The following is a 16,854-nucleotide window of genomic DNA, read 5'->3' on the forward strand; positions in this document are numbered from 1 at the left end:
TGGATGACTCCCTACACTCAACGTTGTCCCTAGATGACAACGAAGACAATCTATCGAACAAACCGATATCCGGCAGCCGGTATGCTGAGCGAGAAATCGCTCACACCGTAGGCTTTGGGGGCTTACCCGCATGACTGGCAACCGCCAAGCACAACGCGCCTTCGATGCTGGCGTCCTGTCACTGGGCCTGGTTATCGACGGGCAGGAATCTGCCCGCGACCTCGACTACGCCAAGCTGGCGTTCCAACGGGCAACCGAATGGGATCCCGGCATGTGCGATGCATGGCTCGGGCGTGCCGCCGCTGGTGAAGTCACCCGCGAAGTGCTGTTCAACATGTATAAGACCAGCGGGGCAACGCTTTTTCGGGAACAGCGCCGGTTGGGGCTGCGCCCCCGCGAGCTCGCCGGCCGCTTCGTGGTCGGCCAGTACATCGACTACCCGCTGTCCAGCTACACCGAAATCTGGCTGGCGCAGGCTTCTCTGCTGATCTCCGAGGGCGACTACGACGAGGCCGAGAGGGTCCTCGACGAACTCGCTGCGCACCGGAAGTCTCAGCTGTCGCAGCCCGACCGCGAAATCGATGACCGAATCAGCGCATACGTGCGCGGGGTCCTGCATTACACGACCCAGCGCTGGCCCGATGTCATGACGGTGCTCGCGGGCTCCGCGGAGTGGGATGACCCCTACCTGGCCGCCGGTGCGCACGTCATGGTCGGCACGGCCTGCGCGCAACTCGGGCTGTTCGGTGAAGCGATCCGCCGGATGGAACGAGCGGAAGAAGGCCCCATCCCCGCGGCCGCGACCACGGCACGGTTCTGCCGGGGCCTGTGCCTGCGCGAAACCGGCAATGAGACGGAAGCCCAGGCCCTGTTCGAGAAGGTGTTCTCCGAGGCACCGGATTTCGCGGCGAACACCGCCGCCATGCGAGACCGCAAGTACCGCATCACGGTGTCCACCAAGGAACAGATCGACGCGCGCACCAACCGCTGGGATCCCGGGTCCGCCCCATCGGCCGAGCAAATGGGCCGCGAGGAGCGCGACGACAAAGCCAAGCTGATCCTCGCGGCCGCGCGCGAGGAGCTGGATGCGCAGATCGGCCTTGCCGCGGTCAAGACCCAGGTCGCCAAACTGCAGGCGACCGCGCAGCTGGCCAAGATCCGCGCCGAGAAGGGAATGGCCAGCGTGCCGCGCGGACAGCACCTGGCGTTCACCGGCCCGCCCGGTACCGGTAAGACCACGGTCGCGCGGGTGGTCGCCAAGATCTACTGTGGGCTGGGTCTTTTGAAGACCGACAGCCTGGTCGAGGCCAAACGCGCGGATTTCGTCGGCCAGCACCTGGGCAGCACCGCGATCAAGACCTCCAAGCTGATCGACAGCGCGATGGACGGCGTGCTGTTCATCGACGAGGCCTACACCCTGATTCAGACCGGCCTGTCCGGCGGCGACGCGTTCGGCCGCGAGGCGGTGGACACCCTCCTGGCACGTATGGAGAACGATCGGGACCGCCTGGTCGTGATCATCGCGGGATACGACGGCGAGATCGACCGGCTGCTCGCGGCCAACGACGGCCTCGCATCCCGGTTCGCCAAGCGGGTGAAGTTCGATTCCTACACCCCGGAGGAGTTGGGCCAGATCGGGCAGTTCATTGCCCACAAAAGAGATTCGGAGATCTCCGAAGAAGCCCAGGCACTGCTCGTGCAGGCCTGCGCGGATTTGTACGGCAAGGAGAGCACCGACCAGAGCGGCCAGCCCCGCCGCGGGATCGACCTCGCCGGCAACGGCCGATTCATCCGCAACGTCATCGAAGCAGCCGAGGAGGAACGCGAGTTCCGGCTGGCCAACGACGAAAATCTGGACCTGACCGATGTGGACGAGAGCGTGCTGATGCGCATCGAAGCCGACGACATGCGCAACGCCCTCGACAGCGTCCTGTCCACGTTGCGATAGCGCTCCCCCGCCTCGCTATCCCGCCTCTCCGCGTCTTCTGGCCAGACTCGAGTGCGCGAAAGTGGCGTTGGCGGCTGGCGGTACGAAGCTGGTCGAGTTGGCTGGTACCCGATGAGTTACCCATGTGCTCACGAAATCTGTCATTGCGGTTGTGCTCGCGAGTTCTGTGTTGCGGTCGAGACCCTATGGATCAACAGATCTCGTGAGCACATGGGTAACTCGTCGGGCACGAGCTGACTCGGCCAGCGCTCGTCCGGAGGCCGCCGACGCCACCGTTGTTGCACTCGAGTCTGGCCTGAAGCCGCGGAGAGGCGGGATAGCGAGGCGGGATAGCGAAGCGGGATAGCGAAGCGGAACTGCTGCTCAGTTTGTCGTTGAGCCGGTCGGCAAGGTGTCGTGGCTGACGAGTGCGTTCTTGGCGGACAGGGTCGGGCCGGGGACGAGTTGGCCGATGATCGGCCACGGGGCCAGCCGTGGTTTTTGTGCCAAGCCGAGCACGGCCGCGGTTTCGGAGTCGGGCACGCCGAAGCGGATTCCGTTGTCGGCCACGTAGAAGAGGGTCCCTCGGCGGGAGCTTTCCGGGTCCATGCCGGTCGCCTGGACATACTCGCCCGAGTTCGGCGGCACGTACGCGGCGTCTACGCGATCGCCGGTGCCGTCGGCGGTGGTCAGGGCGACCGGGGTGGCCGAGTCCGCCAGCGGGAGTTTCCGGCCGGCCAGGATCGTCACCGTTGCGGCAGGATCGTCGGAGCCCTTGGACCAGGAAGTGCACCCGATCTGATGGCCTTCGGCGGGAAGGATCTTCGGCGTTTCCTGCGGGAAGTGGTCGACCCTGAGAGTGGTCAGCACCGGCACGCCGACCAGCCGGTCCGGCGGCACCGTGGTGATGTCGCTCATGCCTTGAGAATTCGCGTTGCGGATCACCTGGGCGGCGAAAGGCGTCACCCGTTGTACCCCATTGGACAACACGACGTACAGCTCCTCGGCATTGACCCCGCGGGCTCTGATCACGCCGCCGACGGGGATGTCCGACAGTCGCCCAGGGCCGGGTTCGCCCAGCCGATCGATCTGCGGCGGCGTCAACGCAGGCACCTGGGTGGTCGAGTTCAACAGCCCGGCGCTGACCGGTCTCGGCTGCTGGTTACGCAATGTCAGTGACCGGTCCAGGACCGAGTCCGCCGGGTCGATCTCCGCACGCTTGCCGTCGAACAGCAGGTAGATTTTGTTCTCGCGCGTCACCAGCAACGCCTCGTCCGATCGCAGTGGCCGGGCCGCATATTCGGATTCGGGCTCGATCGCACCGGCGATCACCGTCGTATTCACTCCAGGCGAGCGGGCCGCGCTGCCCGCGGCGGACAGCATCACCGAGTCGCACAGCGTCCAGATCGAGCGGTCACCCGACGCTCCGGGCAGCGCGGCAGGAGCGCCGGGAATTCCGAGCATCGGGCCGCGCGGCATCGATGTCAGCTTCGACGCTTTGACCGAGGTCGGCAACTCGTTGCTGCCTGTGATGAGCCGCGCCGAGGCCAGGTTCAACACCGGATGCAGGGTACCGTCGACGATCGCATACAGAGCGCCACTTTCCTGAGCCATGACGATCTTCGCCTCGTCGACCGAGCCCGCCGGCTTCAGAAATGACAAGATCGTAGCGCCCGCGACCACCAGGATTCCCAGTACGGCACCGATGAGCAGCGACCGGGCCTGCGACCGCATCGGGTCGTGCAACATCCGCACATCACGGCGGATCAGCGCATGCTCATACCGGTGCAGCAAGAACCGGTATCCGTTGACTTGAGCACGCGTGGTCAACTGTGCTGGCACGACGCCTCCGAACTAACGCGGATTGGAGCAGATGGGATCCTATCCTGCCTGCTCCTTACTTCCCAACGTGACAATTGATTTCATACCGACATGGGTAACTCGTCGGGAACCGGCTGACCCGGCCACCAACTCACCGCCGGCCGCCGACGCCACTCGTGGCATCTGAATCCGGCCTGAATACGCGGAGAGGCGGAACAGCGAGGCGGAACAGGTAGCGAAGGTGGGGAACTTCGGTCCATTATAAGTTCATGGCGTCAACAACGGCCGACCCGGCCGTAGCGGTTTCGGCACCACCGCTGCACTCACCGCAGAACTGGCTGTTTCGAACATTACCGCTGCGCTTGGTGATTCCGGTCGTGCTCGTCGCGATAGCGGTTGCCCTGGTCGCCGTGTCGTTCGACGCACCGACGCCCTATGCCGCGGGCGGCGGCGCGCTCGTCGCCGTGATCGGCCTCACCAGGCTGCGCGGCAGCTCGCTCGCCGGATTCCTGGACGAGGAGATCGCGTTTCGGTGGCACGCCTTCCGCAACCGCTCCAGCGTTGTCAGCCACGCGCCGTTCGATGTTCCACTGCCCGAGGGCGGCACGTACGGCATGCGGTGGGATGGCGCACATCTGATCACCATGCTGCGCATCGACGCACCGCCGCGGTTCGTGACGCTGCTCAGCCCGAGTGGCCTGAGCAGCGGCGACAAAGTGCCACTGCCGGAGCTCGCGCGCTGCTTGAGCCAGTTCGACATCGATCTCGCATCCATCGATGTGATCAGCACCGGGGCGCGCACCTCGGACGCCGGGCCGGTCGCGCGGCTCTACGACCAGATCCTCGGTCCGCTTCCCGCGGTCGCTCAGCGAACAGTCTGGATTGTTCTGCGGCTGAACCCACTCGCCAACGTCGGCGCGGTGGACCGTCGCGGCGGGGGCTCGACCGGCACGCTGCGATCCGGGATAGTCGCGACCCGGCGGGTGGCGAATCGACTGGCCGCCCGCGGGCTCACAGCGTCGGTGTTGTCCGCGGCGGAGATGACGGCGGTGGTCCATCAGCTCACCCGCGGCGCTTCGCTCGATCAGCTCAGGGAAACATCCCAGGGCCTCGAGCACGACGGAATCTATTCCACGTCCTACCGGATGGCACTCGAGGCGCTCGGCCCTCGCGGGTTCGCCGATGTCTGGGCGACCCAGAGCCTTGCGACAACGATGACCGTACGGCTGCGGCGCGCGGCAGCCGACGGCACACCAGCCCAGAGTGCGGGATCGGCACCGATCGCGGTTAGCGCGACGGTCCGATTCGACACTCGCCACGAGCCGGCGGAGGTGAGTGCCCCCGGCCTCATACCGATGCCAGGAAAGCAGTATCGGGCGCTGCTGCACAGCCTTCCGATCAGCGCTCAGGGACCGGAGCTGCCGATCGACAGCTCGTTCGGCACGCCGGATTCACTGGCAAGCCTGTCCATGCCCATCGCCGGCTGCGGACAGCTGATCGGTGCGGACTCCTCCGGGCATGGTGTGGCGCTGCCGTTGGTCGGCCAGCGGGTGCGCCGGGTCGAGATCATCGGCGCTCTGCTCATCGCCAAGCAGGTCATCCTGCGAGCTATCGCGTTGGGCGCCACCGTCGTGGTGCACACCAACCGGCATGAGGCCTGGCGGGAGATGGTGGCGTATGTCGATTCGCCGCAGTTGCTGTCGCTGGCGGCCTGGTCGGCCGGTTCCCAGCAGGCGAACTCGCACAGGGCCGCGTCCGTCATCATCTACGACGGCATACCGCCGTCGACTCACCACTCCGACGCTACGGTCATGCTCCTGCGGTCGCGTTCGGTCGCCGGTGACTATTTCGACCCCGATGTCACCCTGACCGAGGATCCCGAGACCGCGAATCGGGTCACCGTGCAGACTGCCGCGGGTACGACAACGGTCGACATGGTTGCGACTCCTTTCGAGATGACCTATCTCGGCGTACCCCGGCCGATTCCGGTGTAGCGGCGAGCCTGGTCACTGCGAGGCTCCCCGGGCCGACAACGGCCCAGGTGCTCATCACCCCTTCGAGCTGACCTACTTCGGGCGCTACGTCCTGCCTCGGCATTGCGCAACCGAAAACGGCCCGTTCACAGAATGAGAACGGGCCGTTCGTGCATCGACGCGGCTCAAGCGAAGCTCTGATACACCTTCAAGTCGGCATGCTGGGCGTTGCCGAGCGCGCGGTCGACCGCGTCGCGCAGGGCCTCCAGTTTGTCGGCGGTGTCGCTGAACTCGTTTTTCCATGCCGTGTGCGCGGTGGCGAAACCGTGGGCAGACTCGTTGTCCTCCCATGCCACGTTGATCAGCTGGCCGGCTGCCTCCTCCAGATTATGGATCTGAGTCTGCAAGTTCTTGTAGTGACCGTCCAGCTGGTCCAGCAGCGGCAGTAAGTAATTGGGGTCGTAGATCATGTCGGTTCCTTTCGAATGAGATGGTCGTTGCCGTGCTAGACCAGGTTGGTGAACGAGTCGACGTTGTCGGCGTCGATGTTTTTCTTGGTCTCGCCGCCCTCGAAGATCTTCGAGGTCATGTCGTCCAGCTTGGCGTTCAAGAGGCCGCCTTCGTCCTGCCATGCCGTGGCCGCCTTGCCACACGCGCTGTTGGCGTCGCCCTGCCAGCCCGGCTTCGCGGCCTCGATGTCGCTGCCGATGTTGCCGATCGTCTTCTTGATCTCACCGACCGCCGTCATGAATTCGTTCACAACCTTGGCGGCCGCGGCATCGTCGAGACTTACCTTGCCCATTTTTCTGACCTTTCGTCTTTGTGGTTACTCGTGTTCGGTTGACACTCCCAGCATTTCGCACACAGCTCTCGACGACACGCGAGCTAGGGCATCCACCTTCCTCCGGGCAAAGATTCGATCATGGCCGAAATCGCCTGCGCGATCCGGTGATCGGAGCCCGGGGTGAAGGTGGACCAGACGCGTTGGTCCGCAGCGGCACCGGGGCTGGCCGCTATACGACCCCGCGAGGTGTCGTACACGGCTACTGCCCCGGACGATCGGAAACTCGCGCCGTCCTCGTGCACGTAGGCGACGATTTCGGCGTGTGCGTAGCAGCTCGACATGGCCAGACCGAATTCGATCGCGTCCCGCTCGTCGACTACGCCGAGCGCGTACAGAGCCTGGGTGAAATCGCTCGACGAGGTTGCGCCATCGAGGCGTTCGCGCAGTTCACCTGCAGGAGCGCTGAAGCTTGCGATCTCGGCGGGCGGGCACGCGCCGAGCGCGCCGAGAACCGGGCGTGCGAGGGCGGCGCCGTCGTCGGCGGCCCATGTGGTGCGGACATCGAAGGCGTCGCCGGTCCGGACAGCCACCGCGTGCTCGCTGCCCCGGCGCGCCAAGCAGACACGCACCGGGCCGTTTTCGGTGTAGATGCGGGCCACGAGCTCACGGTCTGGCTGGGACAGAGTCCGCAAGGCCGCAGCGAGCTCGGGGGCGAGTTCGTCGTAGCGGTCGACGAGACCGGAGGAGCGCAAGCCGGTGAGGGCCTGCCGCTGCGCTTCCTGCCATGCCTCGGCCGAATCCTGCTGGGGGCCGACACCGAGTACCAGCGGCAGTGTCTGCACGCCGAGCAGGCCGGACGCGACGAGCAGGCCGTCGTTGGTCATCGTCGGCATGCCGGTCTCCTGCCATGCGGGGCAGTCATGACGCCGCCTCGGTCGGTGCCGATTCCGGCCGTGCCTGCTCGGGCGCGGCGCCGAGCACCGGCGGAGCCGCGTCCAAGCCCGCTTCGACCTGCATTCCCTCACCCGGCCGGGGTGTGCCGGCCGCCGCGCGCACAGTGCGTTCGGCTTCGCCCGCGGCCATGCCGGGAGCCATCGCGCCTGGCGCCATTCGGCCGGCCACGTTGTCGGTGACGACCGGAGTCGATTCCGCTGGAACGACTTCCGGCGCGGCGACCGATTGCGACACCGTCTGTGCGTGGTAGGCCGTCTTCGCCCGCGGCATCGATAGCCCGCCCAGATTCGGCATGGCACCGATGCGGGGGATCGTGGGAGCGGCCGTTGCCGCCGCCGTCGTCGTCGTCTGGGCCGCCTCGGCTTCCAGCGCGGCGGCCGTCGCGATGACCGGCGGATGCTGCTGTTGCCAGGGCATGGCCAACTGGGTGGCGGCCGCTTCGTAGGTCTGCATGACGCGAGCGGCGTTGGCCTTTGCCATATCCTGCTCGGAATCGACCTGGGCGGCCGCCGCGACCAGCGGCGCGCCGAGTGCGGCGCCCGCGTGCTCGATTCCGCGCTTCACCGCTTCCAGCGCTGCGATCTCGGCGACATGCGGCATCGCCATGCGCGCCACCTCGTGGGCGACGGCCTGCGCGCCGGCCTTGGCGGCGTTCTGGCTCGCCGCTGCCGCGGCGTCGACCAGCCAGTCACGCAGCTTGGTGATGCGCTCGAGCACGGCTTCGCTCTGGCCGTTCCGCCACGATTCGCGGATCTTCGCCAGGATCTTTTCGTATTCCACTACGGCCGCGCCGAAACTCACAGCCAGCTTCCCCCATGCCGCGCTCGCATCGGCCATCGGCGCCGCGCCGGGCCCCGTAGTCAGATCCCGTGCCAATTGCTCGGTTGGCCTGGCCTGCCAGACCACACCGGTGAACCCGATTACCGGTGGTTCGACCATACGCGTCGCTCCGTGTCAGCTCGCTCCGAAGTCGGCGGCATTGTCGTCGTCCATCCGCACCAGCACATCGGTGTGGGAGCGCAACGTGGCCGCCAGTTTTCGGATCTCCAGCACGCCCGCGGACGCGGACTCGTCGTAGGAGGATGCGACACCGCGCATCGTCTCCGCAGCTCGACCGGACACTTCGTCCAAGCCTGCCGGTTCGACGGCGAGCGCGGGCAAGCTCTCACGTAGATCGGCGTCCAGACGCGCCGCGAGGGCATCCAGGTCGGCAGCCGACTTGTGGGCCTGGGGCGGATCGAATTCCATGAGGTCCTCCTGTCAGAGGGTGAGCGACTTGTCCGGTGACTCGGGGTCCAGTGATTCGGAGATTTGTTCGGCTGCGCCGACCACCGGCACCGAGGCACCCTCGATATCGCCGACGACCTCATTGCCGTGCTGTCCGGTGACCATCACGCCGCGTACACCTTCTTCGGTCGACTGCGCGCCCGCGCGGCTCATGCCGGCCGCGCCCGCGGCGCCTGCCATCGGCATCATGCCCGGTGTGGCGCTGCTCATGCCACGCATAGCCGAAGGGGACGTTGTCGAAGCGGCTTCGGTCGCAGGCATACTCGTTCCCGCGACACCGAGCGGTCCGGCCGCGCGCACACCCGACCACGAGGCCAGTTGGCGCGCGGGGGCTCCCACCGCGCCACCACCTACCCCGATCGGCCCACCGCCGGCACCCCCCGCGCCGTCACCGTGCTCGCCGTCCTTCAACTTCGATCGGTCTCGGTCCATTGCGCCGTCCGAGATCGACTTCGGCACGTTCAACGCGGTTTGCGCGGTCTGCAGTGCCTGCCCACCCGTGGTCGCCAATTGCGTCAGCGGACCAACCAGCTGCATGATCTGCGAAACCGTCTGCATCGGGTCCACGTTCTTCGGCGCACCGGTGACCGGCACCTTCTGCCCGGTCTGCGTCATCGCCGCGCTGTGCACGGTCAATTCGCCCCGGGTCTTGGCGACCACAGCCGCTGCTTCGGCGAGGGTTTCGGTGGTCAGCGCGACCACGAACACCTGGCCGCCCGGCGTCCCGAGGAACGGCGCCGATGCGGCTAGCGAGGTCATGAACTTCGCGACAATCGCCGTCATCAAGGTCGCGCCCTGGAACACCGATCCCGCGGCCGCCGTGACACCGGTGGAAGTCGCGGCGCTCTGGCTCGCGACCGCCGTGCCGTCCTTCGCCGCCTGACCGGCCTTCTCCGCCGCCGATGTCGCGCCCATGCCTTGCCACAGCTGCATCGCCACCTGCATCGCGGAGGTGCCGAGCGAGATCGCTGTTTGCACAACGGTGGAGACCTGAGACAACACCTGCGCCGGATCGAGTTGCGGCGCGGCGGGCAACTGCCCGCTACCGAAGCTGCCCGCAATATCGGTCAGCGGTTTGGCCACCAGGGACAGATCGATCACCGGAAGCGGAGGAAACTCGGGTAGTGGCGGCAGACCCGAGATCTCCGGCAACGGCGGCAAACCCATGTCCTTCAGGACATCGTTGACCGGTCGGTCCAGCATGGGGGCCACCGCGCTCTGGCGCAGCAGGTTGAGGACAGCGGGGTCGATCGGTGCCGTCATATCGACTTGCTGATCGTTCTGAAGTCGCTGGCCGAGGCGTCATCGGTGAGGTCGTAGGTCGCGCCACTCTCGTGCGCGACCACCGCGGTCATGCCATGCACATGCGCCAGCTCGGCCACCGACATCATATTGTTGGCCTGCGCACCAGCGAAGGCGGCGAGGAAATCCTGTCCGATCAGGCCGAACACCGGGATGGCCGCGGCGATGGTGGCCGCCTGATTCGCCGCGCCCGCTGTCGCGACCTCGACAGCCATTGCCGCCTGGGCGTTTCCGTACCCGTGGATGGCGTCAGAAGCTGCAACAATCGTGTTCATCAGAAACCTCCGCTGCCGGTAGACGATTGGTCCGGTCCGCCCAATGTACCGGATCGCCACGCTGGTCACTCAGCACTGGGAATAGGGCGAAAATCTCCATGACGTCGCGAAATCCCAGTTACCCGTCCTCGGCCGCTTCTTCGTTGAAGCCGGTCACCAGTGCGCCGCGTTCGGCAAACGCGCGGCGGGCCGCCGAAGCTGCGGTACTCACCAGGGTCTGCTCGAAGTCCGTAGGCGACAGTTCGGCGACTCCGTCGGACAGTTCCAGGTCCACCAGCGCGCCGTTACCGTCGACCACGGCCGTGACCACGCCGTCGGCCGAGGTCTCGCGCACCCGGACCGCGGCCATCCGGTCGGCCAGCTCGCGCATTCGCTCGAGCTGGCGGTGCACTCGGGCCTCGAGCGCGTCCATTGCCTCGTTCATACCGACCTCAGCCAGCTCTGCGGCTCGACCTCGTAGTCGGCCTCGTCCACCAGCTCTTGGCGCGCAACATCTTCCGGCTTCGGTAAACCGGTCAATGCCAGAACATCGCTGGTGAGCCCGGCCTCTACCAATTCCGCCCTGCGAGCTAATCCGGCACGGTTCGCCGATTGTTTGCATAGCCGAAGAATCTCGCCCGCCAACTCCCCCGGCTCGCGCCGCAACTCCGCACTCTCGATCGTGATACCGACCGGCAGTCCCTGTTCGGTGGTCTCAACCGAGATCGAGCCACTCTTGGACACTGCTTTCCACATGGAATCCCTCATCCGCTCGTCGTATCAGAAATTCTACGGGCGCCGCTCCCGATCGCGCGCACCATTGTTTCGAGCCGATAGCACAGAGGGGCTCTCGACTGCCCCCGCGCGGTATCGACGGCTCGGACCATCGTCGCGATCGGTGTGATCATCGTCCGCGGCCTCGTGGCATCTGCCCCGACCGCGGCCGGCGGGATGCCCGGGGCGGTCGCATAGCGCCGTCGATGCCGCGCGGGCCGAGGAGTGAACTGACCTGGATCACCGAGAAGGTGCCGACGCTGGTCGCCGGAGGGTATCGACGAGCTGACCGACTCCGATCGCGCACTACCCACCACTGGCGACGTCTTCCGACAGAAGGTCCGGCCTATGATCTGGCGGGAGTGCAGAGAGGATCCGTCGCCCAGTGGTCGCACAGTCCCTGTGTTGCGCAGGGTCGATGGTCCGCCGGTGAGCATGCCGTCGGGCTGCTGAGCTTGGCTTGCCCGGATCGATCCCATGGGTGACGATTGATGCCGGGCAACCGTGACGCTCCCGGTGCAGCCGAGATGGTCAGGAGTACGACGCATGACACAGAAGGACAATGAGCTTCCCACCGGGCCTCCTGCGCCGAAACCGTTGTCCATGCCGGACAATCCGTGGCCGGGGCTGTTGAAGCAGACGGGCCTGAAGAAGGACCCGCTGAAGTTCGAGCAGCAGGCCGCCGTCGACTTGGCGACCGCGACGGCGAACACTATCTCCAATATGCGGTTGATGGCGTGGAACGCCGACGCTGTCATCAATTGGACTGCGTACGCGCCTCCTTCTCTGCCGTCCGGCGAGGCTCTCGCGAAGAAGTTCGCCGGCCAGGGTGAAGAGATGCGGCGGATCGTCCAGGCACACTTGGACATCCTGCAGGACATGATGGACACCTTCATCGCCGCGGGCAAGAATTACGACGCCGGCGAGCAGGAAAACGAGGAACTGTTCGACAAGATCTCGACGACCACCAAATTGCCGGTGTTTCCCGGCGAATCCAAGGTGCCGAAGTTCGACTGGGGAAAAGACGGAAATTTCAAGGACGGGCACACCATCATCGGAGACGTCCCGGACAGCTTGACGAAGGACGGTACCAAATTCCTGGATTCCGACATCTGGGTCGAGAGCAAGAATCAGAGTTGGCACACGCTGTACAGCCTCGGTGAGCACATCAAGACCACCCGCGTTGCCGAACTGGTGGCCGACGACGCCGGAGAATGGCAATTCATGGGAAAGAAGGTCCAGGAGTACTTCGGCGAGCTACTCAACCGCGTGGACTCGGTCACCGCCGACCAGTGGACAGGATCCGGCGGGCCGGCTGCCTATGCCGCCGTCAAGGGTTACGTCAGAGCCATCAAACCCCTGCAGCAAAGCCTGTTCCGGCTCCACGACATCATGGAATATACCGCCCGCTGGCTGGGAGCAATGGCCGAAGCCACGCCACCAGAGTCGACCAATCCGGCGGATAAGGACCCCAAGGCGGATGATTGGCTCCCGTATTACCAGGGACAGTTCGGTGACATTTACGTCAAGGGCGCCGAGCAGTCGGCCACTCATGTGCCGGAGCTCGTCTATCCCAACGCGTCGTTCAAAGGCGTTCCCGCGCTCCCGAAAATACCTACCCCTGACGCGACGGGGAAGAGGAAAGACGGGAGCGGCGATACCAAAACCGCCCCCGGCCCCGGCCCCGGCCTCGGCGTCGGCGGCCCTGGCGGCGGGCCCGGCTACAGCCCCACCGCCGCTCCGGGACCAGGTGCCGGAGATGCCGAGACGCGGCAGCAGGCGTTGGACGCGGCCAAACGCCAAGACGCGGCACAACGCCAAGCCGACGCGGCCGCGCGCAAACAACAGCAGGAATCCCTCGAGTTCCAACGCCAACAGCAGGCAGAGGCCAAAAAACAGCAAGCGCAGCAGGCCGCCGACCAAGCCGCCCAGCAAAGTCAGCAGCAGATGCAGCAGGCCATGGCAGCCGGCCAGCAAGCCATCCAGCAAGCGGCGCAGGCCGCACAGCAGGCAGCGCAGCAAGACGCACAGAAACAGCTGGCGGATAAACAACTCGCGGGATTGCCAGGGGTTCCATCCATTCCAGGAATGGACATCGACCCCAAGACCGGCCTACCCAAACTGGGTGGCGGTGGCCCCGGCCCGGGGTTGGCGAGTTCACCGCTATCCAAAGACATGGTCCAGGCATCCAAATTGTTTCCGCGCGCGGGCACCGCGGTCACGACCGCCGGAACGCTCGCAGGAGCAGCAGGCCGGGCCGGCATGGCGCCCATGGCCGGCACACCCGGCACGCCCGGCGCGCCCCACGCACCAGGCCGCGGAGCTGGGGGCGAGGGAGGCAAAGACCAGAAACGACCGACCTGGCTCCAGTCGGCCGACCACCTCGACGAGGCGCTCGGTGACGCACCACGCGCGGTCAAACCCGTGGTCGAGCAATGAGTAGCACCTGGAAATTCACCGACATCGAATTCGATGCTCTATGGTCTCGGGCCCGGGCCGACATGCTGCCCCGACCGTTCGTGATAGTCACCGATATTCCCTATGAAGAGGACTATCAGCGCGAACTGCACCGCATCCGTGAGCGATGGCGGTTCAACCGTGACCCTGCCTTCGACCAGATATGCGCCGACGTGGTCCAGCCAGACCTCAGCCTCGTGGTGCGGGGAATCGACGCTCAGGATTCGCGAAACCCGAAGGGCAGCATTCGAAAGCTCGCGGTACGCCGAAAAGATCGCGGCTACCTATTGACGCAGCTGCCGGGCAAAACGGTAGAGCACAGCGGCGGTTTCACGGTGACCGAATGCGATCCGCTGTCGTTGGCCTCCGTGGTGGTGGCCGGACTGCCGGAGGTCGCGGCGGGCAAAAACGGCCAGGTCACCCTGCCGATGCCGCGGGAAGTCAGCGAGATGGACCACAGCTTCGACAAGTCGGGGTTGTGGGACTCCTTCGAAGACACCAGTCAGCAGGCCGCCGAACGGTTTCAGAGTGTGGTGCCGACTACACTCGGAGCTATCGGTGTCTACCAAGGCATTTCGGTATTCGGCCCACGTGGACGGGTGAGCCGCTGGCTCGAATGGCGGGACCTGCCCGACGACGGCAGATACGTGATCGGAGCAAACCTCCCGCCGGTCGCCGAACCAGTGGACGCCAAGCGCTTCACCGCCATGATCAACAAAGAGATAGCGGACGTGATCCGCGTCATCAAGGACGAGCGGAGGTCGGCGCGTAACCCGATCGTGTGATCGAGCCGAGCGGGGCATGATGTGCCGAACGGGGCAGTCGGAGAGATATCCCGGTGTCCGCCATGGGCCATGCCTGGGGAGTATGCCGGTCAGGACCGCTCCTACTCGTTGACTTGCAAGGTGGTGAAATGTCGTTGGTGTGGAATGAGTTCCGTCCAGAAGTTGTGACGGACCGCATCCCACAGCTTCGCCGGTTTCGGAAGTAGTTCGCGGGCTTGCGCGAGGTCGGGGTAGGGGCCGGGTGCGAATGATGCTATCGGTGTCGCATCGGAGGTGTTGCGCACGAGGATGATTGCGATGCGGTGGTGGTCCAACCGCCAGGTGGCTTGGAAGCCGTCAGCTTCGGTGCGGCGGAGGTCGTACATTCCGGATCAGTCCCGTTCGCTTGGCGTGCTTTCGGACGTACAGGTGTCGAGCGCGCGGGAGTCGGTTAGTGCGTCGAGTACATTCAGCAGCGTTTGCATGTCGGGACCGACCGACGCGGGCTGCTGATCAGCGGCCGGTTCGAGTGTCAGGCCGCGGGTGGCGGCGTGTTCACGCGGGCTCAATGCCGGGGGACAAGTTTGCCCGCTTGTACCAGGCAGCTGAGCGCCGCCGCCTTTCGCGGACATTCGATAGCACGACATTCCTTGTGCTGCTGCATGACTCGATGAGATTCGGCGACGGTGATTTCGTGGTCGGGGTAACTATGAGCGGGGCCGATGACGCCGGGCCGAGCACGCGCCCATGTCACGGCCGGGCGCACCGTTTCGAGGTCGCATATCTCGCAGACTCGGGCCGGGGTGTTGTTCACGGTAGTCAGGTCGTGGACGAGGAGGGTGACGGCGTGGACGCCGATCGCGATGGCGAGCGAGTATCCGATCGGATCGGGTTCTCTTTCCGGAGGCCGGACGGTGTAGAGGTAGTGGTAGCCCAATTGTTCGGCGTGGCGGCGGATCTCGACTGCGCGGCGCGGCGCGTGCAGTCCGGATACGTCGGTCCGGACCAGGCCTACGGCTTTCGGTTTCTGTGCGTTGTGCTTGCCGGGCCGGTCGGCCGGCTCGATTCTCTGGGTATGCATCATTGCCCCCGGGGTGGTGTCGTGTGGTTTCGGGCGACCGGGTGATCACACTCGCGCGCTGCTGCGGGGAGGCTCGACCCCACTGAAGAGGGCGCGGGGGGCGAGGCTTCCGGACTGCTGAAGGGCTCGGTTCGTGGTTGGTGTCGGACCGGAAAGGTTTGGGCCTGCGCGGTCCGAACCACCCGATCGCGGAAATCAGCACACCACTGGACAACCTCAATCATCAAGGGCAACATGGCCTTTCATCAGCAGGATTTCTATTTGTCCACAGCGGCAGTCACCATTTCGCAGCATGTTTTTCACGGTGGCCGCGTAGATTTCTCATAGTGGGGAATGAGGAGATATGTCAGACGAAGACTCGACCACGCTGCCCCGGCGACAGCTGGGAAAGTATTTGCGTGAGGCGCGCCAGGCAGCAAACATGTCGCTGGACGAGGCCCCGACGCTCATGCAGTGGTCTTTGAGCAAGCTGCAACGCGTCGAGAAGGGCCAATCACCGCAGGTCCGCACTGTCGACGTCGAGGCGTTGTGCCGGTTTCTCGACGTCGAGGACGAGACAACCACTGCACTCAAGGGCCTGGCTATGCAGGCATCGGTCAAGAGTTGGTGGCATTCGTACGATGACCTCATACCGGGTAACTTCAACGTGTATGTCGGGCTGGAATCCAGCGCTCGGCAGCTGTCCATCTTCAGGCCGGACATGCTTTCCGGCTTGTTCCAGATCCCTGCCTATGCCCGCGCGCTGGACAGCGTGTACTTCCCGAACGACAGCGACGAAGAGTTGGAACGTCGGGTACAGCTGAAGACCAAGCGACAATCACTTATTACTCGCCGGACCCGTCCCGCTGATATGGACTTGGTAGTGCATGAGACTGTGCTGCGGACAATTGTCGGAAGCCCCGCCGTGATGGCCGCGCAGCTTACGCATTTGGCGAATATGCCGCTGAACGTCACCGTTCGGGTGCTGCCATTTTCGGTCGGATATCCTGCTGGTATCTCGACCGGGCCGTTCACGATCCTGGACTTCGGTGTGGACTCCAAGGGCCGTGATGTAGCACCTCCTGTGGTCTACATCGAGTCGTATGCCGGGGACATGTACTTGGAGCGCACGAAGGACGTGGCCAGGTATCGTCAGGCGTACAACGTCATCCAGCAAACCACGCTTGACGTTGCATCCAGCAAGAGCCTGCTTCGGCAAATAGCAAGGGAGTATCGAGCGTGACTGTCGATCTGTCGGGGGCCCAATGGTTCAAGTCCAGTCGAAGCGCTGGAGGTAAGGACTGCGTGGAAGTCGCGTTCGTCAATGGCGGCATGGTCGGAGTACGTGACAGCAAGAACCCGACCGGTCCGGCGCTGGTGTTCACGCCGGGTGAATGGGATGCCTTCACCGCRGGCGTGCAGGACGGGGAGTTCGAGCGCCCTGCCTGACCAGGACTCGCGCACGTAGCCGAATCGAACGGCCCTGCTCCCGACCAC

At 65.2% G+C, this 16,854-nt stretch carries 18 protein-coding genes; 6 read left to right on the forward strand and 12 right to left on the reverse strand.

The annotated features are described in order from the left end of the window. Positions 1–130 precede the first annotated feature (130 nt). Positions 131–1,948, forward strand: coding sequence for a type VII secretion AAA-ATPase EccA (eccA, locus tag AB4Z47_RS16230; protein ID WP_441951626.1), 1,818 nt, complete (start codon positions 131–133; stop codon positions 1,946–1,948). 363 nt (positions 1,949–2,311) lie between these two features. Here eccA and eccB read toward each other — a convergent pair whose 3' ends face one another. Further along, positions 2,312–3,769: a type VII secretion protein EccB gene (eccB, locus tag AB4Z47_RS16235; protein WP_441951627.1), complete on the reverse strand. Its 1,458-nt coding sequence runs from the start codon at positions 3,767–3,769 to the stop codon at positions 2,312–2,314. Between the two features lie 248 nt (positions 3,770–4,017). On the opposite strand from eccB, the gene eccE reads away from it, so the two are divergent. Further along, positions 4,018–5,742, forward strand: a complete 1,725-nt coding sequence (gene eccE, locus AB4Z47_RS16240; protein WP_441951629.1) for a type VII secretion protein EccE — start codon at positions 4,018–4,020, stop codon at positions 5,740–5,742. A 164-nt stretch (positions 5,743–5,906) separates the two neighbouring features. On the opposite strand, the gene AB4Z47_RS16245 is transcribed toward eccE, so the two are convergent. The 9 genes from AB4Z47_RS16245 to AB4Z47_RS16285 form a co-directional block, all read right to left on the reverse strand. Beyond that, positions 5,907–6,191, reverse strand: a complete 285-nt coding sequence (locus tag AB4Z47_RS16245; RefSeq protein WP_441951631.1) for a hypothetical protein — start codon at positions 6,189–6,191, stop codon at positions 5,907–5,909. A gap of 35 nt (positions 6,192–6,226) precedes the next feature. After that, a complete protein-coding gene (locus tag AB4Z47_RS16250) occupies positions 6,227–6,523 on the reverse strand; it encodes a hypothetical protein (RefSeq protein ID WP_441951632.1) in 297 nt (98 codons plus the stop codon). Between the two features lie 83 nt (positions 6,524–6,606). Beyond that, positions 6,607–7,398, reverse strand: coding sequence for an ESX secretion-associated protein EspG (locus AB4Z47_RS16255; RefSeq protein WP_441951634.1), 792 nt, complete (start codon positions 7,396–7,398; stop codon positions 6,607–6,609). A 25-nt stretch (positions 7,399–7,423) separates the two neighbouring features. Continuing rightward, positions 7,424–8,398 (reverse strand): PPE domain-containing protein, encoded by a 975-nt coding sequence (locus AB4Z47_RS16260; RefSeq protein ID WP_441951635.1) that lies wholly within the window; start codon positions 8,396–8,398, stop codon positions 7,424–7,426. Positions 8,399–8,413: 15 nt separating this feature from the next. Further along, positions 8,414–8,707 (reverse strand): PE family protein, encoded by a 294-nt coding sequence (locus AB4Z47_RS16265; protein WP_441951636.1) that lies wholly within the window; start codon positions 8,705–8,707, stop codon positions 8,414–8,416. A 12-nt stretch (positions 8,708–8,719) separates the two neighbouring features. Then, positions 8,720–10,009 (reverse strand): hypothetical protein, encoded by a 1,290-nt coding sequence (locus AB4Z47_RS16270; RefSeq protein WP_441951637.1) that lies wholly within the window; start codon positions 10,007–10,009, stop codon positions 8,720–8,722. Beyond that, positions 10,006–10,323 carry a hypothetical protein gene (locus AB4Z47_RS16275; RefSeq protein WP_441951639.1) on the reverse strand — a complete coding sequence of 106 codons (318 nt, stop codon included), beginning with the start codon at positions 10,321–10,323 and terminating at the stop codon, positions 10,006–10,008. Before AB4Z47_RS16275 ends, AB4Z47_RS16270 begins: the two co-directional genes overlap by 4 nt. Before the next feature lie 118 nt (positions 10,324–10,441). Beyond that, positions 10,442–10,747, reverse strand: a complete 306-nt coding sequence (locus tag AB4Z47_RS16280) for a YbaB/EbfC family nucleoid-associated protein (protein WP_441951641.1) — start codon at positions 10,745–10,747, stop codon at positions 10,442–10,444. After that, the gene (locus AB4Z47_RS16285) at positions 10,744–11,070 is read right to left on the reverse strand and encodes a hypothetical protein (protein WP_441951642.1); all 327 of its coding nucleotides are present in this window, start codon (positions 11,068–11,070) and stop codon (positions 10,744–10,746) included. Before AB4Z47_RS16285 ends, AB4Z47_RS16280 begins: the two co-directional genes overlap by 4 nt. Positions 11,071–11,622: 552 nt before the next feature. Between AB4Z47_RS16285 and AB4Z47_RS16290 the strand changes: the two genes are divergently transcribed. After that, on the forward strand, positions 11,623–13,515 hold the full coding sequence (locus AB4Z47_RS16290; RefSeq protein WP_441951644.1) for a hypothetical protein: 1,893 nt from the start codon (positions 11,623–11,625) through the stop codon (positions 13,513–13,515). Then, entirely contained in the window at positions 13,512–14,318 is an 807-nt protein-coding gene (locus AB4Z47_RS16295; protein WP_441951646.1) for an ESX secretion-associated protein EspG, read from the forward strand. The genes AB4Z47_RS16290 and AB4Z47_RS16295 overlap by 4 nt, the downstream gene beginning before the upstream one ends. A 101-nt stretch (positions 14,319–14,419) precedes the next feature. Here the strand turns inward: AB4Z47_RS16295 and AB4Z47_RS16300 are convergent, their stop codons facing one another. Both AB4Z47_RS16300 and AB4Z47_RS16305 read right to left on the reverse strand, forming a co-directional pair. Beyond that, positions 14,420–14,683: a hypothetical protein gene (locus AB4Z47_RS16300; RefSeq protein WP_441951648.1), complete on the reverse strand. Its 264-nt coding sequence runs from the start codon at positions 14,681–14,683 to the stop codon at positions 14,420–14,422. 179 nt (positions 14,684–14,862) lie between these two features. Further along, positions 14,863–15,381, reverse strand: a complete 519-nt coding sequence (locus AB4Z47_RS16305) for a hypothetical protein (protein WP_441951649.1) — start codon at positions 15,379–15,381, stop codon at positions 14,863–14,865. A gap of 340 nt (positions 15,382–15,721) precedes the next feature. On the opposite strand from AB4Z47_RS16305, the gene AB4Z47_RS16310 reads away from it, so the two are divergent. Then, on the forward strand, positions 15,722–16,600 hold the full coding sequence (locus tag AB4Z47_RS16310; protein ID WP_441951651.1) for a helix-turn-helix domain-containing protein: 879 nt from the start codon (positions 15,722–15,724) through the stop codon (positions 16,598–16,600). Further along, entirely contained in the window at positions 16,597–16,806 is a 210-nt protein-coding gene (locus AB4Z47_RS16315; RefSeq protein WP_441951653.1) for a DUF397 domain-containing protein, read from the forward strand. The genes AB4Z47_RS16310 and AB4Z47_RS16315 overlap by 4 nt, the downstream gene beginning before the upstream one ends. Positions 16,807–16,854 lie beyond the last annotated feature (48 nt).

The organism is Nocardia sp. 2TAF39, from assembly GCF_052114905.1.
In the GTDB taxonomy this organism is placed as follows: Bacteria; Actinomycetota; Actinomycetes; order Mycobacteriales; family Mycobacteriaceae; genus Nocardia.

Bases quoted from the DNA above. Each gene is read 5' to 3' on its own strand.
- AB4Z47_RS16305 (WP_441951649.1), bottom strand. From the start codon at position 15,381: ATGATGCATACCCAGAGAATCGAGCCGGCCGACCGGCCCGGCAAGCAC.
- AB4Z47_RS16260 (WP_441951635.1), bottom strand. From the start codon at position 8,398: ATGGTCGAACCACCGGTAATCGGGTTCACCGGTGTGGTCTGGCAGGCC.
- AB4Z47_RS16250 (WP_441951632.1), bottom strand. From the start codon at position 6,523: ATGGGCAAGGTAAGTCTCGACGATGCCGCGGCCGCCAAGGTTGTGAAC.
- AB4Z47_RS16300 (WP_441951648.1), bottom strand. From the start codon at position 14,683: ATGTACGACCTCCGCCGCACCGAAGCTGACGGCTTCCAAGCCACCTGG.
- AB4Z47_RS16280 (WP_441951641.1), bottom strand. From the start codon at position 10,747: ATGAACGAGGCAATGGACGCGCTCGAGGCCCGAGTGCACCGCCAGCTC.
- AB4Z47_RS16275 (WP_441951639.1), bottom strand. From the start codon at position 10,323: ATGAACACGATTGTTGCAGCTTCTGACGCCATCCACGGGTACGGAAAC.
- AB4Z47_RS16270 (WP_441951637.1), bottom strand. From the start codon at position 10,009: ATGACGGCACCGATCGACCCCGCTGTCCTCAACCTGCTGCGCCAGAGC.
- AB4Z47_RS16245 (WP_441951631.1), bottom strand. From the start codon at position 6,191: ATGATCTACGACCCCAATTACTTACTGCCGCTGCTGGACCAGCTGGAC.
- eccE (WP_441951629.1), top strand. From the start codon at position 4,018: ATGGCGTCAACAACGGCCGACCCGGCCGTAGCGGTTTCGGCACCACCG.
- AB4Z47_RS16265 (WP_441951636.1), bottom strand. From the start codon at position 8,707: ATGGAATTCGATCCGCCCCAGGCCCACAAGTCGGCTGCCGACCTGGAT.
- AB4Z47_RS16295 (WP_441951646.1), top strand. From the start codon at position 13,512: ATGAGTAGCACCTGGAAATTCACCGACATCGAATTCGATGCTCTATGG.
- AB4Z47_RS16285 (WP_441951642.1), bottom strand. From the start codon at position 11,070: ATGAGGGATTCCATGTGGAAAGCAGTGTCCAAGAGTGGCTCGATCTCG.
- AB4Z47_RS16290 (WP_441951644.1), top strand. From the start codon at position 11,623: ATGACACAGAAGGACAATGAGCTTCCCACCGGGCCTCCTGCGCCGAAA.
- AB4Z47_RS16255 (WP_441951634.1), bottom strand. From the start codon at position 7,398: ATGCCGACGATGACCAACGACGGCCTGCTCGTCGCGTCCGGCCTGCTC.
- AB4Z47_RS16310 (WP_441951651.1), top strand. From the start codon at position 15,722: ATGTCAGACGAAGACTCGACCACGCTGCCCCGGCGACAGCTGGGAAAG.
- eccA (WP_441951626.1), top strand. From the start codon at position 131: ATGACTGGCAACCGCCAAGCACAACGCGCCTTCGATGCTGGCGTCCTG.